The organism is Pedobacter sp. (assembly GCF_040513095.1).
Lineage (GTDB): Bacteria > Bacteroidota > Bacteroidia > Sphingobacteriales > Sphingobacteriaceae > Pedobacter.
On the sequence record NZ_JBEVDX010000007.1, the window covers coordinates 27,097 to 46,924 of the forward strand.

Consider the following 19,828-nt stretch of genomic DNA (forward strand, 5'->3'; position numbering starts at 1 on the left):
CCGTTATTTGTAAAATATGATTTCCTATCTTTCTGCATCATGGATTTATCCTGTAAGCTCTGCACCGCTTGAAAACGGCGTAATCGCGCTGCGCAGCGACGGTACAATTGAAGAAGTATTTTCTGCGGAGGAGGCAAAAGCAAAAAACATACAGGACATACAATATTATGAGGGTATCCTGGTACCGGGTCTGGTCAATACGCATTGCCACCTGGAACTTTCTCATCTGAAAGGGAAAATCCCCATGCATACCGGTTTGCCGGGTTTTGTGCGGCAGGTGATCCAGCAGCGTAATTCATCGGCAGAGGAGATTGAAACTGCAATGTTGCATGCTGATGAGGAAATGTATGCCAATGGGATAGTAGCTGTTGGAGATATCTCTAACCAGAGCGTTTCGAAAAAGGTAAAACTGCAAAGCAAAATTTATTACCACACCTTTGTGGAAGCCATGGGCTTTAATCCGGTGAAAGCGGCAGAAATCATTGCCAATGCTAAACTTACACAGGCATCCTTTGCTCCGCTGAAAGCGACAATCGTGCCTCATGCACCTTACTCTGTTTCGGCCGAGCTGTTTACAGAGATCAATGCGGTATCCGGTATAGCAGGCGAATCCATTTCGATACATAATCAGGAAACAGCGGATGAAAATGCTTTTTTTGAAAGTAAAACCGGCCATTTCCTCAAGCTTTATGAGTTTCTGGGACTGGATATCTCTTTCTTTGAAATACAGGGGAAATCCTCTCTTCAGACTTATCTCCCGCTTTTATCTGCAGCACCAAGAACTTTACTGGTACATAATACTTTTACCAGCAGTGCAGATCTGGAATTTGCCGGATTAGCACATCAGTTGTTGTTCTGGTGTTTATGCCCGAATGCCAATCTCTATATTGAGGACCGGCTGCCGGATATAGCTTTGCTGAAGGATGCCGGAGTGACAATTACTCTGGGAACCGATAGTCTGGCCAGTAATCAGCAACTGAATATCCTTGCAGAAATGTATAGCCTGCAGGAGAAAGGGGACGTTTCTTTTGATGAATTATTACGTTGGGGAACGCTGAACGGAGCAGCATTTCTTGGAATAGACGCGATATATGGTAGTTTTGAAAAAGGGAAGAAACCTGGTGTGAATCTGGTTACACAGACTGAAGGCCTGCGTCTGAAACCCGATAGTAAGATTCAGCGTTTAATGTAAAATTGTATTCTATGTCTAACCGCATTACCAGCTTGTTTAATATTCACTATCCGATCATTCAGGCAGGTATGGTCTGGTGCAGTGGCTGGAAACTGGCCTCAGCAGTATCTTCAGCAGGAGGTTTAGGGATTATCGGCGCAGGGTCTATGTATCCTGATGTGCTTTGGGAGCATCTCCGGAAAACTAAAAAGGCTACGGACAAGCCATTTGCCGTGAATATTCCCCTTTTATACCCGGATACGGAAATATTGATGGATATCATTGTGAAGGAAGGAGTAAAAATCGTGTTTACTTCGGCCGGTAATCCGGCAATCTGGACAAGCTTTTTAAAAGGGATGGGGATTACTGTTGTGCATGTAGTGTCTAATACCAGATTTGCAAAAAAAGCGGAGGAATGTGGTGCGGATGCGGTAGTTGCGGAAGGATTTGAAGCCGGCGGACATAACGGGAAGGAAGAAACGACTACACTGTGCCTGGTACCTATGATAGCAGATGCAGTAAGTATACCCGTAATTGCTGCGGGTGGAATATCCTCAGGAAGAAGCATGCTCGCCGCTATGGCGCTGGGTGCGGAGGGTGTACAGGTGGGTTCGGCCTTTGCCGTTGCAGAAGAATCTTCCGCCCATCCGGCATTTAAAGAAAAGGTGATCAAAGCGGCCGAAGGGGATACCCGGATGCACTTACAAAAAATTGTACCGGTAAGGCTGCTCCGAAATACTTTTGAAGCTGCTGTGGCAGCTGCGGAAGCTGAAGGGGCCGATCCTGCAACATTAAAAGCATTGTTAGGCCGCGCAAGAGCAAAATTAGGTATGTTTGACGGCAATATAGAAGAGGGTGAGCTGGAAATTGGGCAGGTATCAGCGATGCTAAACGAGATCCGCCCTGCAAAAATAATACTGGAAGAAATATGGCAGGACTTTCTGTATGAAAAGGAGAAGCTCTGCAGGTTATAGGAAACTAACAAATCAGGAAGCTTTCTTTTCAGAACGTTTCGATAACAATAAAAATAAGATGAAGCATATCATTATCAAAATAACAGGTAAAGTTCAGGGTGTGGGTTTCAGGTATACCACGAAAGTTGTAGCCGACCAGATGGGCGTAAGGGGAATGATCAGAAATGAAAAGGACGGAAGTTTATATATAGAAGCTGAGGGCGATGATACACTGCTGGAAGTTTTTCTGGAATGGTGCCATGAAGGACCGGACCGCTCCCAGATAGAAAACGTGGAGGTTACGCCCGGCGAACTGAAAAACTATCGTAATTTTGAAATTATTAAAAAATAGAATGCATTATTGTTCGTTTAATCCGGTCACGTGTCAGTTATAAAGAAGTTTTTAGGTCAGACGGCAGTATATGGTCTCAGTACCGTATTTTCAAGGCTGTTTAATTTTATTTTAACACCCCTATTTACCAAAGTGTATGCGACCAGTGTATATGGTATTTTCACAACCTTATACAGCTATGCGTCGCTGATCAATGCTGTACTGGCGTTTGGTATGGAAAGCACATACTTTCGCTACCTGAACAAATATGAGGATAAAAAGCAGGAAGTTTACAACAACTCATTTATCTGTATAGCCTCTATTGCACTCCTTTTTCTGATTAGCGGGAATGTATTTGCTGATGGTATTGCTGCCTGGATCAATAACGGGCAGGACAAACAGGTTCTTGATTATCAGCAATACATCCGCTTTTTTGTGTGGCTGCTGTTTCTGGATGCCATCTGTGTGATTCCTTTCGCCAAACTCAGGGCGGATGATAAAGCGTTTAAGTACAGCCTGATCAAATTTTTAAACATAGGGACCTTTGTAGGATTTAACCTGCTTTTTATTTATGTTGTTCCGCTGATTATCAGCAATCATGGGGCGGCTGGCATCTGGTTTGAATCGTGGTACCGCCCGGGCTGGGTAGGTTATGTATTTATTTCGAATTTGATTGCAAGTATGGTTACATTTTTATTGCTGTTGCCAGAGTTCCTGCAAATCAGATTCCGCTTTGATAAGGAACTTTTTCTCAAAATGCTTTCTTACAGCTGGCCTATCCTGGTAGCCAATTTATCCTTTATCGTGAATGAAAATCTGGATAAAATAGTTTTGAGCAGATTGCTTCCTGATACAGTTGCAGATGTTCAGGTTGGGATCTACGGTGCAGTGTGTAAGATTGCAATATTCTTAAGTATTTTTATTACTGCCTTCAGGCTCGGGGCGGAGCCCTTCTTCTTCAGCCATGCGAAACAGGCAAATGCAAGGAATACTTACGCAATTATACTGCACTACTTTGTGATTGCGCTGTCATTGTTGTTTGTTGCGCTGGTTGCCAATATTGAGCTGCTTAAACATTTCATTCAGAACCAAGCCTATTGGGTGGGATTGCCTGCCGTGCCTTATCTGCTGTTTGGCTATGTATGCCTTGGGATATATATGAACCTCTCTATCTGGTATAGGTTATCTGATCAGACAAAGTACGGTCTGTATATTTCAATGATTGGCGCGGTGATCACCATTGTTTTTAATTTTATCCTTATTCCGCATTACAGCTATATGGGGTCTGCATGGGTGTCTATGCTTGCTTATGCTGTCATGATGGTTATCTCTTATGTCCTTGGACAAAAATATTATCCGATACCTTACAAGCTAAACGTTATACTGGTATATCTGCTGACAGCTGTAGTGCTGGTAGTGCTCTCGTTCTGGGTATTTCACAGGAATATCTATATCGGAAACGGGTTGCTGCTGCTGTTCCTTGCGGGGATCTGTTATGTAGAAAAGGATGAAGTTAAAATGCTTCTGGCAAAAGGAAAGTAAGTTCAAATACAATAAAACTATATATTACAAATGAAGATCAATATCATCAACAAATCAGGACTGGCCCTACCTCAATACGAAACAGCTCATGCAGCGGGTATGGATATGAGAGCTTTTACACCGGAAGAAATTGTGATTAAACCTTTGCAGCGTATTCTTGTCCCTACAGGACTACATATTGAACTGCCTGTAGGTTATGAAGCACAGATCCGCCCGAGAAGTGGTTTAGCCTATAAACATGGGATCAGTATTGTCAATTCTCCGGGAACGATCGATGCAGACTACCGCGGAGAAATAAAAGTATTGCTGGTAAATCTTTCTGACACAGATTTTGTAGTGAATAATGGCGACAGGATTGCACAGATGGTAATCGCAAAACATGAAACAGTGAGCTGGGAGAGTGTTGAAGAATTGAGTGATACTGCACGTGGCGAAGGTGGCTACGGACATACGGGTAAATAAAATTTATCATGAACAGAATTGTTGTTTTATGCTGTGTACTTTTTACAGGAATGCATGCTGCAGCCCAGCAGGCAACGATTTCTGTACGCGATAGTACTATCATTAAACAACTTTTCTTTGAAGGCCTCAGGGACAAGTTAAACGAGAATTACGATAAAAGCAATGTAAGTTTCAGCAGGATTGCCGTTCTGGACCCCCGGAATGCTGCTGCATGGTACGAAATAGCACTCCTGAATTTCAGGCAGAATAAAATGCCGGAAGCAGAAACTGCGATTAAAACGGCAGTGGGGCTGGAGAAAGACAATATCTGGTTCTGGAAACTATTGGCTGAGCTATACAAGAGTACCGGCAATATGGAAAAACTGATCCCGGCCTTTGACCAGCTGATCCGTCTTTCGCCGGAGCAGAAAAGCTTTTATTTTGACAGGGCAAATGCTTTGTCTATTGCCGGGAAAAAGGAAGAGGCCCTGGCAGCGTATAGCCTGCTGGAAAAGAAATTTGGGCCTTCGCCTACACTCAACAGGGCTAAACAAAGGATAGCAGCAGATACCTTACCGGCAGATTCTATGGCTGCGGCAACGCTGTATGCAGGGCAGAAAAACTTCGGGGCTGCTGCCCGTATCCTGAAAAATATTGCTCCGGCACATCTTGAAGATCCATTGTATTTTGCCCTGTCGGGCGATATTCTCTATGAAAACGGAAACCTGCCTGGCGCACTGCGGAGTTACAGGAAAGCCTTAAAGATCAGCGATCAGCTATATGGAGTCTGGGAGAAGGTACTGAACATACATATCCTGCTGGGGCAATATAAACAGATGATAGAGATGGGAGAAGCCGCTTTATCGGTTTACCCCAACCAGGCGATCCTGTATTACTATATGGCTTTTGCCCTGCACCGCGAAGAACAGAATGTGGCTGCATTGGGTAATATCAAAACAGCGCTTTCACTGGATGGAGACAATAAAGAATTGCAGGCGTTGATTTTTGCTTTACAGGCCGAGATCCTGATCGACGAGCACAAGCCGGATGCGGCGGATAAAGCTTTTGATAAAGCGATCACGCTGGACCCGCAGAATTACCTGATCATGAATAATTATGCTTATTACCTTGCACTGAGGAATGAGAATTTAAATAAAGCAGTTTCGCTGATTGATATTGCAGCCCGGGCCCTGCCTAATGACGCTTCGGTTGCTGATACATATGCCCTTGTTTTATTTAAGGGAGGCAAGTATGCAGTGGCCAGGACCTGGATAGAAAAGGCACTGGAAAACAAGGAAGCTGAAAATGGTGTTTACCTGGAGCATTATGGCGATATCCTCTTTATGCTTGGAGAGCAGGACAAGGCAGTAGTCCAGTGGAAAAAATCAAGAGATGCAGGCAACGATTCAACGCTGTTAAAAAGAAAAATAGATGAGAAGAAATACATTAAATAGCCTGCTGGTACTTTCACTTCTGCTGATTGCTGCAGGATGTAAGTCTAAAAAAGCTATAGTTAAAGCGCCTCCCGTAGCAGAAACTGTAGCGCCGGTGCTGAATACGAAAAAGCTGGAGAACCTGAAGACCTTAAAATCCAAAGACCTTCCCTTTACTACGCTCTCGCTGAAAGGCAGGGTGAACATGGAAATTGAGGGCAAGGAGCAGGGTATATCTGTTAATATCAGGGTGAAAAAAGACGAAATGATCTGGATCAGCATGACGGCTATTGCAGGAATTGAAGTTGCCAGGGCACTGATTACGCCAGATAGCCTGATTGTGCGCAACAACCTGCAGTCGCTGGCCATTAAAAAGCCCTTCAGCTATATTTATAAATTTACCAGTAAACAGGTCACTTTTAAAATGCTGCAGTCGGTGCTGACAGGCAATACGATGGATGAGCTGATGACGGAGCGTTCTGAAGTAAATCTGAATGGGGGTATCTTTACACTTTCGGGCGACAAGACCGGATTAGGCTACAGGGTACTTTTCAATACCTTATTAAAAACTGCTGAACTGAACCTGAACGATGCCAGGGCAGGACAGGCGCTGAAAGTGGTATATTCCGATTACCAGGACGTAACTGGGGCGCTTTTTCCTTCAGTTACTAAAATAAACTCCGTATCAGGGACGAAAAAAACGAACATTGCGTTTGATTTTAATAAAATAGAGCGTAACCTGCCTCTGGAATTTCCGTTTACGGTTCCCAAAAGGTTTGAGTTAATAAACTAATTTTTTTTATACTTTTGATGCAATGAAGCTACACAAATTACTTTTGTTTCTTTTATTTTTTGCGTTTGCATCAACTGCGGTTGCGCAAAGCAGTTCACAGCTGAAAAGAAAAAAAGAAGCCATACAGCGGGAAATCGAACTTTTACAGCGTAATCTGAACAAGGCTTCCCAAAGCAAGAAGCTTACTTTAGGAGAGATTCGCGCATTAAGCGCCAAGATCAACCTGATGCAGAACAAGATCACGGTGATCAACTCGGAAATAAAAAACCTGGATAGTGAAATCCATGAAAATACGAATACCGTACATTCACTTCAAGGTCAGCTGGCGCAGTTGAAAAAGGAATATGCGGGAATGATCAGGTTTGCACAGCGGAACAGGAACTCTTATGATAAGATGATGTTTATTTTTGCTGCGCGTGATTTCAATCAGGCCTACAAAAGAATTAAATACCTGCAGCAGTTTGGTCAGTACCGTAAGAAGCAGGCAGACTATATTCAGGGAACAGAAAAGAACTTAAACTACAAGATTGTAGTACTGGATAAAAGCCTGAAAGCGAAAAGCAATCTGCTGCGTGAACAGGAGTCGGAGCAGGATAAACTGGCAAGAAACAAGAGGGAGCAGGCTACGGTATTGAACCAGGTAAGCAAACAGGAGAAAGAACTAGGACGCGATATTGCCAAGAGAAGGAAACAGCAGCAGGCGGTAGACCGCGCGATCAGGGATGCGATCAGTAGGGAAATTGCAATTGCAAGAAAGAAAGCAGAAGATGAAGCCCGTGCGGCTGCAGCAAAAGCACGTGCCGAGAATAAAGCTGCGCCGGTTGAAAAAGCAAAGACCAACAGCAATTACCTGACCTCTACACCAGAGGCGGCGAAGTTATCTGCAGGGTTTGAGAACAACAGAGGCCGTTTACCATGGCCGGTAGGACAGGGTTCCATTACTGAAAACTTTGGAAGACACACCGAAGGCGAAGCCAGCTACAGCAATGACGGGGTAAATATCCTGACAGCTGACGGAGCGGCAGTAAGGGCTGTATTTGGTGGAGAAGTGCTGTTTGTAAGGATGATACAGGGAATTTATGTAGTGGCCATTCGTCATGGTGATTACTTTACGATCTATCAGAACCTGAGATCTTCTTCGGTAGCCAAGGGTGATAAGGTAGAGACGCGCCAGAACATCGGTACTGTAGCTACTACGTCGGACGGGCCATTATTACATTTTGAAATCATGCGTGGACAGGCTAAACTGAATCCTGAAGCATGGATAGCAAAATAAATAATTGGTTTTAAAATGATTATATTTGTAAAGATTTATAAAGTTGAGTGATATGCAGACTGGAGTGATATTAGAATTTTTAAATATGGGCGGTGGAGAGATCATGCTGATTCTTGGCGTGGTCATGCTTTTATTTGGAGGTAAGAAATTACCTGAACTGGCGAGAGGCCTTGGAAAAGGAATCAGGGATTTCAAAGATGCATCTGAGGGAGTGAAAAGAGAAATTCACCGCAATATCAATGCGATGGATATTGATGAAGACCTGAAAGCTGAGAATGATAAATATGACCAGCAGTATCCAAAACCTACTTTAGAAGAACAGATGTATCCTACTGCGGCGGCAGCTGCACCGATTAACCTGACTAAAACTTCTGATACAGAAGAAGTGGAAATACCTGCTTCAGAGTCCCCTTCGGAAGTTGCAGCAGAAGCACCAGTATCAGCTTCGGGAACTACCGTAGTTCCTGCATCGCCGGAAGCCACTGAAGTGCCTGTTGCGAAACCGGCAACAGCTCCGCTGGGCACGCCAATTGCAGCTTATTCGGCAACGGCCGCGGCTGAGAAAGCAGCAACACCAGCGTCATCCGCTGCTCCGGAAGTTTCAGCGACAACGGAAACAGCAACAAACACAAATACGATTGAAACCGTTACACCGGATTCAGAGTCAACAGTACCTTCAGAAACAGAAAAAAATAAAATTTAATCCTACGATTATGTCAAACTTCACAATATTAGCTGCCCTGGGCACACCTGAGATCATTATTATTTTAGTAGTTGTTCTCCTGCTTTTCGGTGGTAAAAAAATCCCTGAATTAATGCGTGGCCTTGGTAAAGGCGTAAAAGAATTCAAAGACGGTAAAGACGGAGCAGATGATTCAGTTGAATCTAACCGTACCAATACCCATAAACCTCTGTAGGTTTTTATTTTGAATTCGTAACCCTTTAATTCCTTTCCATTAGTTTGAAGAAGTATACATCTTTATCAGAGATACAAGCGCTTATTGAGCAAAAAAAGCTTGTTCTTCCTGATCTGCTTGACCATTATTTTACACAGATAGAAACCCACAAGAACCTCAATGCATTCAACGAGGTTTTTTTTACTTCTGCGGGAGTACAGGCGCAGGAAGTGCAGGAAAAGATCCATAATGGTACTGCAGGGAAACTTGCGGGTATGGTAATCGGTATCAAGGATAATATCCTGTATAAAGACCACATTACTACTGCTTCTTCTAAAATGCTGGAAGGATTTATCTCGCCCTATTCTTCAACAGTGGTTGAAAGACTGATTGCTGAAGATGCCATTATCATCGGCAGGTTAAACTGTGATGAATTTGCAATGGGCGGTTCCAATGAAACCTCTTACTATGGACCGGTACGCAATGCCGCTGATACTGAAAGGGTAGCCGGTGGCTCATCCGGTGGTTCTGCTGTAGCGGTACAAGCTGATCTTTGTCTTGCTGCTCTGGGAACAGATACCGGCGGATCTGTAAGACAGCCCGCTGCTTTTTGCGGATGTTTTGGATTTAAGCCTACCTACGGACGTATTTCAAGATATGGTGTAATTGCTTATGCTTCTTCTTTCGATCAGGTAGGAACGCTGACATCTTCTGTAACTGATGCAGCTCTGCTGATGGAAGTACTGGCCGGTGCTGATACGCATGACAGTACGGTATCAAGACTGCCTGTGCCGGCTTATTTGTCGAAGCTTGATGATCAGTGTAATAAGAATATTGCAGTCTTAAAGGAAACACTGGAGAGCGAGGCACTGGATCCGGATATCAAATCTTCTATTCTTACGGCTATCGAAGAATTGAAGGCACAAGGACATACGGTTAATTATGTATCTTTCGATCTGCTGGACTATTTAGTGCCTGCCTATTATGTGCTGACAGCTGCCGAAGCTTCTTCTAACCTATCAAGGTATGACGGTGTTCATTACGGATACCGCAATCTGCAGGCGGAGAACCTCAGCAGTTTATATAAAAAATCCCGTGCCGAGGGCTTTGGAGATGAAGTAAAACGCAGGATACTGCTCGGAACTTTTGTACTGAGTGCCGGGTATTACGATGCCTATTATCAGAAAGCCCAGCGTGTAAGAAGGATGATCAGGGATAAAATTGAAATGTTATTCAATAGCTACGACGTGATCCTGACTCCTGTAGCGCCTACTCCTGCCTTTAAAATAGGCGAGAATATGCAGGACCCGCTGGTAATGTATATGGCTGATATTTTTACCGTGCTGGCTTCGCTTACAGGTATTCCTGCAATTGCAGTTCCACTGGGCAATAATCCGGACGGTTTACCGTTAAGCTTACAGTTAATGGCAAAACATTTTCAAGAAGATGTTTTACTTTCTTTAGCAAAGAGTTTTAGCAGCACCCCTAAACGCTTATGATAAGAAATGTACTTGTAGTAATCTTCTGTGTATTGTTTGGTATGAAAGCCGGCGCACAGGAAAAAATAGTCAGGCTGGATTCTATTTCCCCGATCAGCTTTCTTTCTACAACCTTTACAGGTGACACCACGGCAGTGCCGCAGGTTTTAGAAAACCCTTTATTCTACAATTACAATTTTACTTATAAAAAACGCCTCGATTCCATTCAAAAGGAAATTCCTCTGACTTACAATGAGTCTGTACAGCGCTATATTGATGTGTATGCCGGCAGAAAAGAGATGATGGGCAAAATGCTGGGGCTTTCAGAATATTATTTTCCAATCTTTGAAAATGCGCTCAAAGCTTTTAGTGTGCCTCAGGAGCTGAAATATCTTCCGATTATTGAGTCTTCTATGAATTCCCATGCAATTTCCAGAGTGGGTGCCACCGGTTTATGGCAGTTTATGTTTACCACTGCCAAAGGATATGGACTGAACATGGATAACTTTGTTGACGAACGCAAGGATCCGATCCAGGCCAGTTATGCGGCTGCAAGATATTTTAAGGATGCATATGCTGAGCTGGGCGACTGGCTGCTGGCAATAGCTGCTTACAACTGCGGTACCGGTAATGTAAACCGGGCGATTGCGAAAGCACATTCCAGGGACTTCTGGGCAATCAGGCCTTTCCTGCCAATGGAAACAAGAAATTATGTGCCAGCATTTATTGCTGCGATTTATGTAATGAATTGCCCAGATAAACACCAGATCCTTGCACAGAAATCGCTGTTTGCGATCAAAACAGATACTATCCAGGTGAGCCGCTATGTTTCTTTAACAGAGCTTGCAGAAGCTTTGTCAATGCAGGAAGAAGATCTCTGCACCTTAAACCCTTCCTATAAGAAAAAGATCGTTAATGGTTCAATAGAGCTGCCGAAACGGATCATTATGCCCAAAGTGAGCCTGGCAAGTTTTGCCAGTATTTACGAAGTGCTGAATGACCATACGGTAGAAATGAATACCCGGATTATCCAGGCATCAAATGATGACAGGAGACTCCTTAAAAAACACAGGGAAACAGTTGCTGAAGACAAACCTTCTATCGTGTACCATAAGGTGGTTCCGGGACAGAACCTGACTGCTATTGCCGATAAGTTTGGAATAGATGTACAGGATATCAAAGTGTGGAATAAGCTGAAAGGGAATAATATTGTTCCCGGACAGAAATTAATCGTCTCAAAAAATCAGGCTGCTGCCAGGCATACTGAAAGCCGTTCGGGAAAGAAATACATCTCGTACAGAGCGCAGTCAAACGGCGCTGAGAAGTCTTCCGGAAGGCTTTAATCAGCTCTTATTCTTTTTGTTCATTCCTGATCGACCCTTTTTTTTGCTCAAATATTATCTCATATTCGTAAGCGCTTCGGATCATTTTTACGCAGCCCGAATTTGTGCAGGTAAATTTAGTACACAATAAAGAATTTAATAACGTTTTCCTATTAACTTTGGCTCAAATAACAGCAAAATGTAATCGTAAGTACCGGCAGCCGATCTCTTAATTATACGCTCTATAGATAAGAATTTAGGTTAACGAAACTATGAAAGTGATAGAGGTGTTTTAATTCATTAAGAATGATAAATTCCTTTTAGTAGCTTTAGCACATTGATTTTAGCGAAAAAATAGAAAGATATGTATGATTATATTGATGGCAGGCTGACTTTTAAATGTCCTGCTTATGTTGTGGTTGAAGCTGGTGGTATAGGGTATCACATTAATATATCATTGAACACATATAGTGCCTTAGGTGCTGGCGAACGTTGTAAAATGTACGTTTGGCTGCATGTAAAGGAAGATAGCCATACGCTTTACGGGTTTATTGATGAGGGGGAGCGCCGTTTGTTCCTGCACCTGATCTCCGTTTCTGGTATCGGGCCAAATACCGGTAGAATGATGCTCTCCTCGATTACGCCGGCAGAGATCCAAACTGCTATTGTGAATGCAGATTTACCTTTAATCCAGCGGATAAAGGGCATCGGTGCGAAATCCGCACAACGGTTAGTTTTAGAACTTCAGGACAAATTGAAAAAAGAAGGAACAGGATCGCTGATTGCTGCCCCATTAAACCATACAGTACGCGAAGAAGCACTTTCAGCCCTGATGATGCTGGGTTTTGCAAAATTACCGGCGGAGAAATCTATAGACAATGCAATAAAAAATGGTGGAACAGATCTGACAGTAGAGCAGATGATAAAAATAGCTTTGAAGAATTTATAATAAAGATCAGCCAGTTACGGAAAAACATATCATATACTTTTGCCTTTGAGAAACACTTTTACTTTTCTACTCTTCCTGGTTTTTTCTTTCTGCGGCTTACATGTTATAGCGCAGGTAAGGCGTGTAGTTCCTGCCCAGGATACTACCAGGAATACTTTTGGCCTGAGGGAAAAGCAGAGGTTAGGAATAAGGCAGCCATTTAACTCGTTTTCGCCAATGCCTGATAACATGACGAGGGAGGTGGAGTATGATGCTGTCAATAAAAGGTACATCATCCGGGAGAGAGTTGGCGGAAGAATCCTTGGTGCCCCACAGTATCTGACTGTAGAACAATATCAGCGCCTGGTGAACAGCGAGATCAAACGCAATAACTGGCGTGAGATTTCAAACGCTGAGGCGGATGAGATCAGGCAAACGGGAGTAATTCCGAGTTTGACGATTGAAAATAAATCTTTTGAACGTTTATTTGGCGGTAACCAGATCAACATTCAGCCGAGGGGGGAGGCAGAGCTTACCTTTTTGGGCAGGGTCAACAAAAATGAAAATCCACTGTTCAATGAAAGACAGCGTGTGCAAAGTAATTTCGACTTTAACCAGCGGATCCAGATGGATGTGGTGGGTAATATCGGAACCAAGCTCAAGCTAAACATGAACTACAATACCGAAGCCCAGTTTGATTTTGAGAACCAGATAAAGCTGGATTATACCGGCGGCGAGGATGATATAATCAAAAAGATTGAAGCAGGTAACGTAAGCATGCCGCTGAGCACTTCCCTGATCTCAGGTACCCAGGCACTCTTCGGAATCAAAACTCAGCTCCAGTTTGGTAAACTGAACGTAACTTCAGTTTTCTCACAGCAGAAATCTCAGTCGCGCGAACTCAAGATAAGCAATGGTGCGCAGCAAAATGAATTCAGACTGAGCGCTGATACTTACGAGGCCAACAAACATTATTTCCTGGCAAAATATTTCAGGGATACTTACAATAAATCCTTAGCTACACCACCCACCGTATTGTCGGGTATCAATATCACCAAGATAGAAGTCTGGATTACCAATAAAACGGGCAATACCCAGGACTCAAGGGATGTACTGGGCCTCATTGACCTTGGAGAAAACCAGCCTTACAATACCGGTCAGATTGTTGGCGGAGCTGGTTTTTCTACATTGCCTTCGGGATTTGCACTGCAGGGCAGCAGACAGTCTAATGACCTGCTTACGAAAATTCCTGCCGGTGCAAGACTTACCAATTCAAACGATATCATTTCCTACTTCCAGTCTAATGGGGGAACGGACAACTTTGGTAAGATGACCTATGCCCGCAAGCTATCTGATAAGGAATATACACTGCATACGCAGCTGGGTTATATCTCATTGAATAACCCATTAAATGCAGATGAGATACTGGCAGTTGTATTCAGGTACACTTACAACGGTGCCGAATATCAGGTTGGGGAGTTCTCTACCGATGTGAGTTTTGATCAGGCAACGCCGAAGGTTTTGTATGCTAAATTGCTGAAGAACGAGACGACGAAAACCAATCTGCCTACCTGGGACCTGATGATGAAAAACATCTATTCGATCGGGGGATACCAGATCAGTCCGCAGAATTTCAGACTTGACATCCTGCGGCTGGACAACGAATCGGGCATAGAAAAACCGGTGATGTCAGAAGGTATCAACACGGCGAATAAACTATGGATCAACCTGACGGGACTTGACCGGCTGAACCAGCAGAATGAACGTAAGCCTGACGGGGCATTTGACTTTGCTGCTGAAGATAAGCCTTTTGCCAGTACAGCAAGTGCCTCTACAGAGACTTCTATAGGCAACCTGAATTCCCTCGGAAATGTGAATTCAGGTGCGACAAGCAATGGACTATCCTCTTTTGTCACAAATACCAGTGCGGGTTACGTGACTATCGATCCCCTGAACGGAAGGGTGATCTTTCCGGTACTGGAACCTTTTGGTAAAGACCTGGCCTCGCAGTTTAACCCCGGAGAGCAGAACCTGATCGATAAATATACTTTTACAGCTTTATACGACTCTACCAAGGTAGTTGCTCAGCAGCTGTTTACAAAGCAAAACCGCTTCATCATTAAGGGAGCATTCCAGTCGGACGTAGCCTCAGAGTTCAGTCTGAACTCTATCAACGTTCCCGAAGGCTCAGTAAAAGTGTTTTCCGGTACAATCCCCTTACAGGAAGGTGTGGATTTTACCGTGGATTACCAGGGCGGCCGGGTAAAGATCATCAATACAGGATTACTGATCTCAGGTCAGCCGATCAGGATCACTACTGAAAACAGTGAATTATTCGGCTTGCAGCAACGCTCTCTTTTTGGAACACGCCTGGATTACCGTGTAAGCAATAAGCTGAACATCGGGGGTACATATATGAACCTCTCGGAAAAACCGCTTACCCCAAAAGTAAACCTGGGCGAAGAGCCGATCAGCAACAGTATTTACGGATTTGACCTTAACTATAGTTCTTCTTCGCGGTTTCTGACAAAGATGGTAGACCGCCTGCCTTTCCTCTCTACCAAGGCGCCTTCCAAATTCACATTTTCAGGAGAGTATGCCAAGCTGGTGCCTGGGCATCCGGCTGCGCTGAATAGTGAAGGGGATAAAGGTGGCGTAAGTTACCTGGATGACTTTGAAGCTACCCGCTCAGTGATCGACCTGAAAAGTGCGATCTCCTGGCAGCTGTCCAGTACTCCCCAGCTTTTCCAGGAGTCGCAGCTTATCGATAATCTTGCCTATGGGTACAACAGGGCAAAGATGGCCTTTTACAATATCGATCCAACCTTCTACAATAGCTCGGGTACAAACCTCCCGGCCAACCTCAGGAACAACAGGACAGAATTGTCAAACCATCTGGTGCGTGAAGTCATTGAACAGGAAGTTTTCCCGTTTAAGGAAACCCCAACAGGACAAACCGTATCACTCCCTACACTGAACGTTGCCTATTACCCCACCAAGAGAGGTCCTTACAATTACGCAACCACAGGATTTGCAGCCAATGGTGACCTGCAAAACCCGCGCTCGCGATGGGGGGGAATATTCAGAAAGATTGAGACCAACGATTTCCAGGCTTTAAATATTGAATATATTGAGTTATGGGTGATGGACCCAAACATCTACAAACCCAATTCAATTGGGGGAGACCTGTATTTCAACATCGGTAATCTCTCCGAGGATATCCTGAAGGACGGAAGAAAATCTCTGGAGAACGGGCTTCCTGCCGATGGCGATCCTACAAAATATGACGAAACCAACTGGGGCCGCGTGTCTAAGCTGCAGCCAGTTATACAGGCTTTTGATAATGACCCTGCTGCACGGAGAGCACAGGATGTAGGTTTAGACGGACTTTCCAGCAATGATGAAAAGCTGAAGTTTGCAGCAGCTATCTCACAGATCAAAACACAGTTGAACCCAACAGCAGCAGCCGAAATTGATAATGACCCGAGTTCTGATAATTACACCTATTACAGGGGGCCAGCACTGGATCAGGCCAATGCCGGAATTTTAAGACGTTATGAAAATTACAATGGCCCGGAGGGTAACTCCAAAACGGCACAGCAATCCCAGGAGGAGCTCGGTATTGAAAATTCGGCCTCTACCTCATTGCCTGATGCTGAAGATGTTAACAGGGACAACAATATGACGCAGAGCGACGAGTACTTTCAGTACAAAGTGTCGATGCGTAAGGGCGATCTGGAAGTTGGAAAGAACTATGTAACTGATGCTGTGACCTCGCAGGTGAAACTTGCCAACGGGCAGACGCAACCGGTAACCTGGTACCAGATCCGCATCCCTCTGGCCGACTATGAGCAAAAGGTAGGAAACATACAGGACTTTAAATCTATCCGTTTCTTCAGGATGTTCCTGACCAACTTTGCAGATACAACTGTGCTGAGGTTTGCAAAGATCCAGCTGGTAAGGGGCGACTGGAGGCAGTACAATTCACTGAACGAAAGTTCGCAGATCATTACTGATCCGGCACTGAGTACAGTGACAGCAGACAACTCGACTATAGAGCTGACTACAGTTAATATCGAAGAAAATGGTAAACGTGCGCCAATCCCCTATGTGATCCCGCCGGGAATTATCAGGGAGCTGGATTTTAACAACTACAGAACGGATACGAAATTAAATGAGCAGTCGCTGGCCTTTACAATCCGCAACCTGAGGGATGGGTATGGCAGGGCTACCTTTAAAACTACGCTGAGCGATTTCAGGTCGTACAAACGCCTGAAGATGTTTGTCCACCTCGAAGCCCTTGGAAATGCCGTCATCAACAGCGGAGATCTGACTGCATTTGTCAGGGTAGGATCAGACAATCAGGACAACTATTATGAATATGCGCAGCCAATGACGGTGACGCCCCCAAATACAAGTAACCCGGATGCTATCTGGCCGGATGCGAATATTATTGATATTGAACTGAAGCTCTTCCAGGATGCCAAGCTGGCCAGGAACAGGGCCAGGGACGTAAACGGAGCTTTGTGGGACATCAGCAAGCCTTTTAGTTATGTTGTGGATGGTAACCGGACAATAACGATCAAAGGCCAGCCGGATATGGGACAGGTAAAGGTGTACATGCTGGGAGTGAAAAACCCGCTGAAGAATGTAGCAAATGCTGCAAATGATGATGGCCTTGAAAAAAGTGCACAGCTCTGGTTCAATGAGCTGCGCTTGACGGAATTTGATGAGCGCGGGGGTTGGGCAGCAGCAGGGCGGATCAATGCCCAGCTGGCTGATTTTGCCGAAGTCAATGTATCGGCAAGCAAGACCACCATTGGCTTTGGATCACTTGACAGCAGGGTAAGCGAGCGCAACAGGGATGATAATGTCTTTTTTGATATCTCTTCCAATCTGCAGTTAGGTAAGTTCTTCCCTCAGAAATCAGGTTTGAAGGTGCCGATGTACGTAAGTTATTCTAATCAGGTGAGCACGCCGCAGTATGACCCGAAGATGCCGGATATAGAACTGAAAACAGCACTGGCAACGGCTACCAAAGAGGAGAAAAAGGAAATTCTTGATTATTCGCAGGATGTAACCACGCGCAACAGTATCAACTTTACGAATGTGCACAAGGAACGTACTGACCCTTCCAAAAAACCGCAGGTATGGGATGTGGAAAACCTGAGTGCCAGCTACTCTTTCACCAAGTTCCTGCACCATGATTTTATCAATCAGAATACGGTACAGAAAACAACTTTCGCTTCGCTTGCCTATAATTACTCAGGGCAATCAAAAAACTATCGCCCCTTTGACAGGATCATTAAAAATAATACTTTGGCCCTTCTCAGGGATATCAACTTTAGCCTGCTGCCAAGTGCTATTAATTTCAGGATTGACGTAAACCGTTTTTACTCGGAGAACAGCCTGCGGAATAATGATCCGACCAACAGTATCCCGATCAATACTACCTATAACAAGAATTTCCTGGTGACCCGGGTATATGCTATTTCATGGAACCTGACGAAGTCGATGACTATAGATTTTGATGCAACAAACTACTCGATTATTGATGAACCGGATGGAAAGATTGAAGGACTTAAGAGAGATACCGTATGGCAGAACCTGAAAAATCTGGGGCGTACAACGGATTACAGCCATAACCTGAATATTACTTATGCATTGCCGGTAAACAAGATCCCGGGGATGGACTGGGTAAATGTGGCTACACGCTACGGGACCAACTTCAACTGGCAGACCGAGCCGCTCTCTACGCTGAACGACCCGACGATTAATCTTGGAAACACTATCCAGAATTCGAGGACGATCCAGCTGAACCCTACGCTAAACTTTAACGGGCTTTATAATAAATTTGGTGCATTGCGCAATATGAAGGATGGTAATGGCGGCGGACTTTCAGGCGTGATGCTGAACTTGCTTACAAGTATTAAAAATATCAATGCTGCCTTTACACAGACTAAAGGGATCTTCCTGCCGGGCTACCTGCCGAAGACCAGCTACCTTGGTATCGATGATATTACCGGGGCTCCCGGACTGGGATTTGTTTTCGGAAGCCAGAGGGATATCAGGCAGATGGCCATCAGCAACAGCTGGATCACTACCGATACCCTGCAGTCGCAGCTTTATATCAATACGCTGAGAGAAGATATCAGTGTAACCAGTGTACTGGAGCCTTTCCGTGATTTCAGGATCACGCTGACAGCGAACAAGAACAGGACGATGAATTATTCTACAAACTTCAGGTTCGACAATACGAGCCAGGCGTTCCGTAATCTGAGTCCTAACACGACCGGTGACTACAGTATATCATTTATTACCCTGGGTACTGCCTTCTCTGAAAAATCAGGCAGCACTGTATCTAAGCTGTTCAATCAGTTTATGGCCAACAGATCAGTAATATCCCAGCGTTTGGGTGCGAAGAACCTGAATTCAAGAGGTGTATCCGGCGGTTATGCAGATGGCTACAACCAGAACTCACAGGATGTGATCATCTCGGCCTTTATGGCTGCATATACAGGAAAAGATGCTTCGTCAGTAAGCCTGAACTCTTTCCCTAAGATACCGTTACCTAACTGGCGGATCAATTATGGCGGACTGGGCAGGCTCGACTTCATGGCTGAGACGTTTAAATCGATTGATATCAGGCATGCCTACCGCTCGGTTTACAGTGTTAACGGCTTTAACTCTCTGCAGCGCTACACTGAAAACGACGGCTACGTGAACAGCAGGGATGATAACCAGAACTTCCTTCCTTTCTACCAGTTTCAGCAGGTAACTATTGCAGAGACTTTCTCTCCGCTGATTGGTGTGGATACACGTTTAAAGAACAACCTGACAGCCAATTTTGAGATTGGAAAAACCAGGCTGCTCGGGCTGAGCCTCTCCAACAGTCAGCTGGCACAGTTAACGGAGAATAACCTGGTATTTGGAATAGGGTACAGGACTACGAAATTCAGGTTTCCTTTCGGGCTGTTTAAGGAGCTGAAGCTGGATAACAATATGGACTTTAAACTGGATCTGGCCATCAGGGACAACAAAACTGTTATTTACAGGGCAGATGTATTTGAGGCCGAAGTCTCTTCAGGTGCAAAGAACATCACTTACAGGCCTACTGTAGATTATATCCTGAACCAGCGTTTCAATATCAAATTGTTTTATGATGCGAACCTGACCAAGCCATATACCTCGCAGACTTACAATACATCGTTCAGCAACTTCGGCTTTAGTTTGCGTATTACACTGAATTAGCCTTGCTTAGAAG

14 protein-coding genes are annotated in these 19,828 nt (G+C 44.5%); all 14 read left to right on the top strand.

Going from position 1 to position 19,828, the window contains the following annotated elements:
• Positions 1 to 16: 16 nt before the first annotated feature.
• A complete protein-coding gene (locus tag ABWY16_RS00900; protein ID WP_353902770.1) occupies positions 17 to 1,192 on the top strand; it encodes an amidohydrolase family protein in 1,176 nt (391 codons plus the stop codon).
• Positions 1,193 to 1,203: 11 nt separating this feature from the next.
• Positions 1,204 to 2,145, top strand: a complete 942-nt coding sequence (locus ABWY16_RS00905) for an NAD(P)H-dependent flavin oxidoreductase (RefSeq protein ID WP_353902771.1) — start codon at positions 1,204 to 1,206, stop codon at positions 2,143 to 2,145.
• 58 nt (positions 2,146 to 2,203) lie between these two features.
• The gene (locus tag ABWY16_RS00910) at positions 2,204 to 2,476 is read left to right on the top strand and encodes an acylphosphatase (RefSeq protein ID WP_353902772.1); all 273 of its coding nucleotides are present in this window, start codon (positions 2,204 to 2,206) and stop codon (positions 2,474 to 2,476) included.
• A gap of 30 nt (positions 2,477 to 2,506) precedes the next feature.
• On the top strand, positions 2,507 to 3,997 hold the full coding sequence (locus ABWY16_RS00915; RefSeq protein WP_353902773.1) for a lipopolysaccharide biosynthesis protein: 1,491 nt from the start codon (positions 2,507 to 2,509) through the stop codon (positions 3,995 to 3,997).
• Between the two features lie 30 nt (positions 3,998 to 4,027).
• On the top strand, positions 4,028 to 4,459 hold the full coding sequence (dut, locus tag ABWY16_RS00920; protein WP_090556932.1) for a dUTP diphosphatase: 432 nt from the start codon (positions 4,028 to 4,030) through the stop codon (positions 4,457 to 4,459).
• Positions 4,460 to 4,467: 8 nt separating this feature from the next.
• Positions 4,468 to 5,892 (top strand): tetratricopeptide repeat protein, encoded by a 1,425-nt coding sequence (locus tag ABWY16_RS00925; RefSeq protein WP_353902774.1) that lies wholly within the window; start codon positions 4,468 to 4,470, stop codon positions 5,890 to 5,892.
• A complete protein-coding gene (gene lolB1, locus ABWY16_RS00930) occupies positions 5,870 to 6,664 on the top strand; it encodes a lipoprotein insertase outer membrane protein LolB1 (protein WP_353902775.1) in 795 nt (264 codons plus the stop codon). The genes ABWY16_RS00925 and lolB1 overlap by 23 nt, the downstream gene beginning before the upstream one ends.
• Positions 6,665 to 6,686: 22 nt before the next feature.
• Positions 6,687 to 7,940, top strand: a complete 1,254-nt coding sequence (locus tag ABWY16_RS00935; protein ID WP_353902776.1) for a murein hydrolase activator EnvC family protein — start codon at positions 6,687 to 6,689, stop codon at positions 7,938 to 7,940.
• A gap of 64 nt (positions 7,941 to 8,004) precedes the next feature.
• Complete coding sequence (gene tatA / locus ABWY16_RS00940) at positions 8,005 to 8,643, top strand: twin-arginine translocase TatA/TatE family subunit (protein ID WP_353902777.1); 639 nt, start codon at positions 8,005 to 8,007, stop codon at positions 8,641 to 8,643.
• Positions 8,644 to 8,653: 10 nt separating this feature from the next.
• Complete coding sequence (locus tag ABWY16_RS00945; protein WP_353902778.1) at positions 8,654 to 8,857, top strand: Sec-independent protein translocase subunit TatA/TatB; 204 nt, start codon at positions 8,654 to 8,656, stop codon at positions 8,855 to 8,857.
• A 44-nt stretch (positions 8,858 to 8,901) separates the two neighbouring features.
• Complete coding sequence (gatA, locus tag ABWY16_RS00950) at positions 8,902 to 10,335, top strand: Asp-tRNA(Asn)/Glu-tRNA(Gln) amidotransferase subunit GatA (protein WP_353902779.1); 1,434 nt, start codon at positions 8,902 to 8,904, stop codon at positions 10,333 to 10,335.
• The gene (locus tag ABWY16_RS00955) at positions 10,332 to 11,657 is read left to right on the top strand and encodes a lytic transglycosylase domain-containing protein (RefSeq protein ID WP_353902780.1); all 1,326 of its coding nucleotides are present in this window, start codon (positions 10,332 to 10,334) and stop codon (positions 11,655 to 11,657) included. The genes gatA and ABWY16_RS00955 overlap by 4 nt, the downstream gene beginning before the upstream one ends.
• 343 nt (positions 11,658 to 12,000) lie before the next feature.
• Positions 12,001 to 12,585 carry a Holliday junction branch migration protein RuvA gene (gene ruvA, locus ABWY16_RS00960; protein ID WP_353902781.1) on the top strand — a complete coding sequence of 195 codons (585 nt, stop codon included), beginning with the start codon at positions 12,001 to 12,003 and terminating at the stop codon, positions 12,583 to 12,585.
• Between the two features lie 45 nt (positions 12,586 to 12,630).
• Complete coding sequence (sov, locus tag ABWY16_RS00965) at positions 12,631 to 19,815, top strand: T9SS outer membrane translocon Sov/SprA (RefSeq protein WP_353902782.1); 7,185 nt, start codon at positions 12,631 to 12,633, stop codon at positions 19,813 to 19,815.
• Positions 19,816 to 19,828 lie beyond the last annotated feature (13 nt).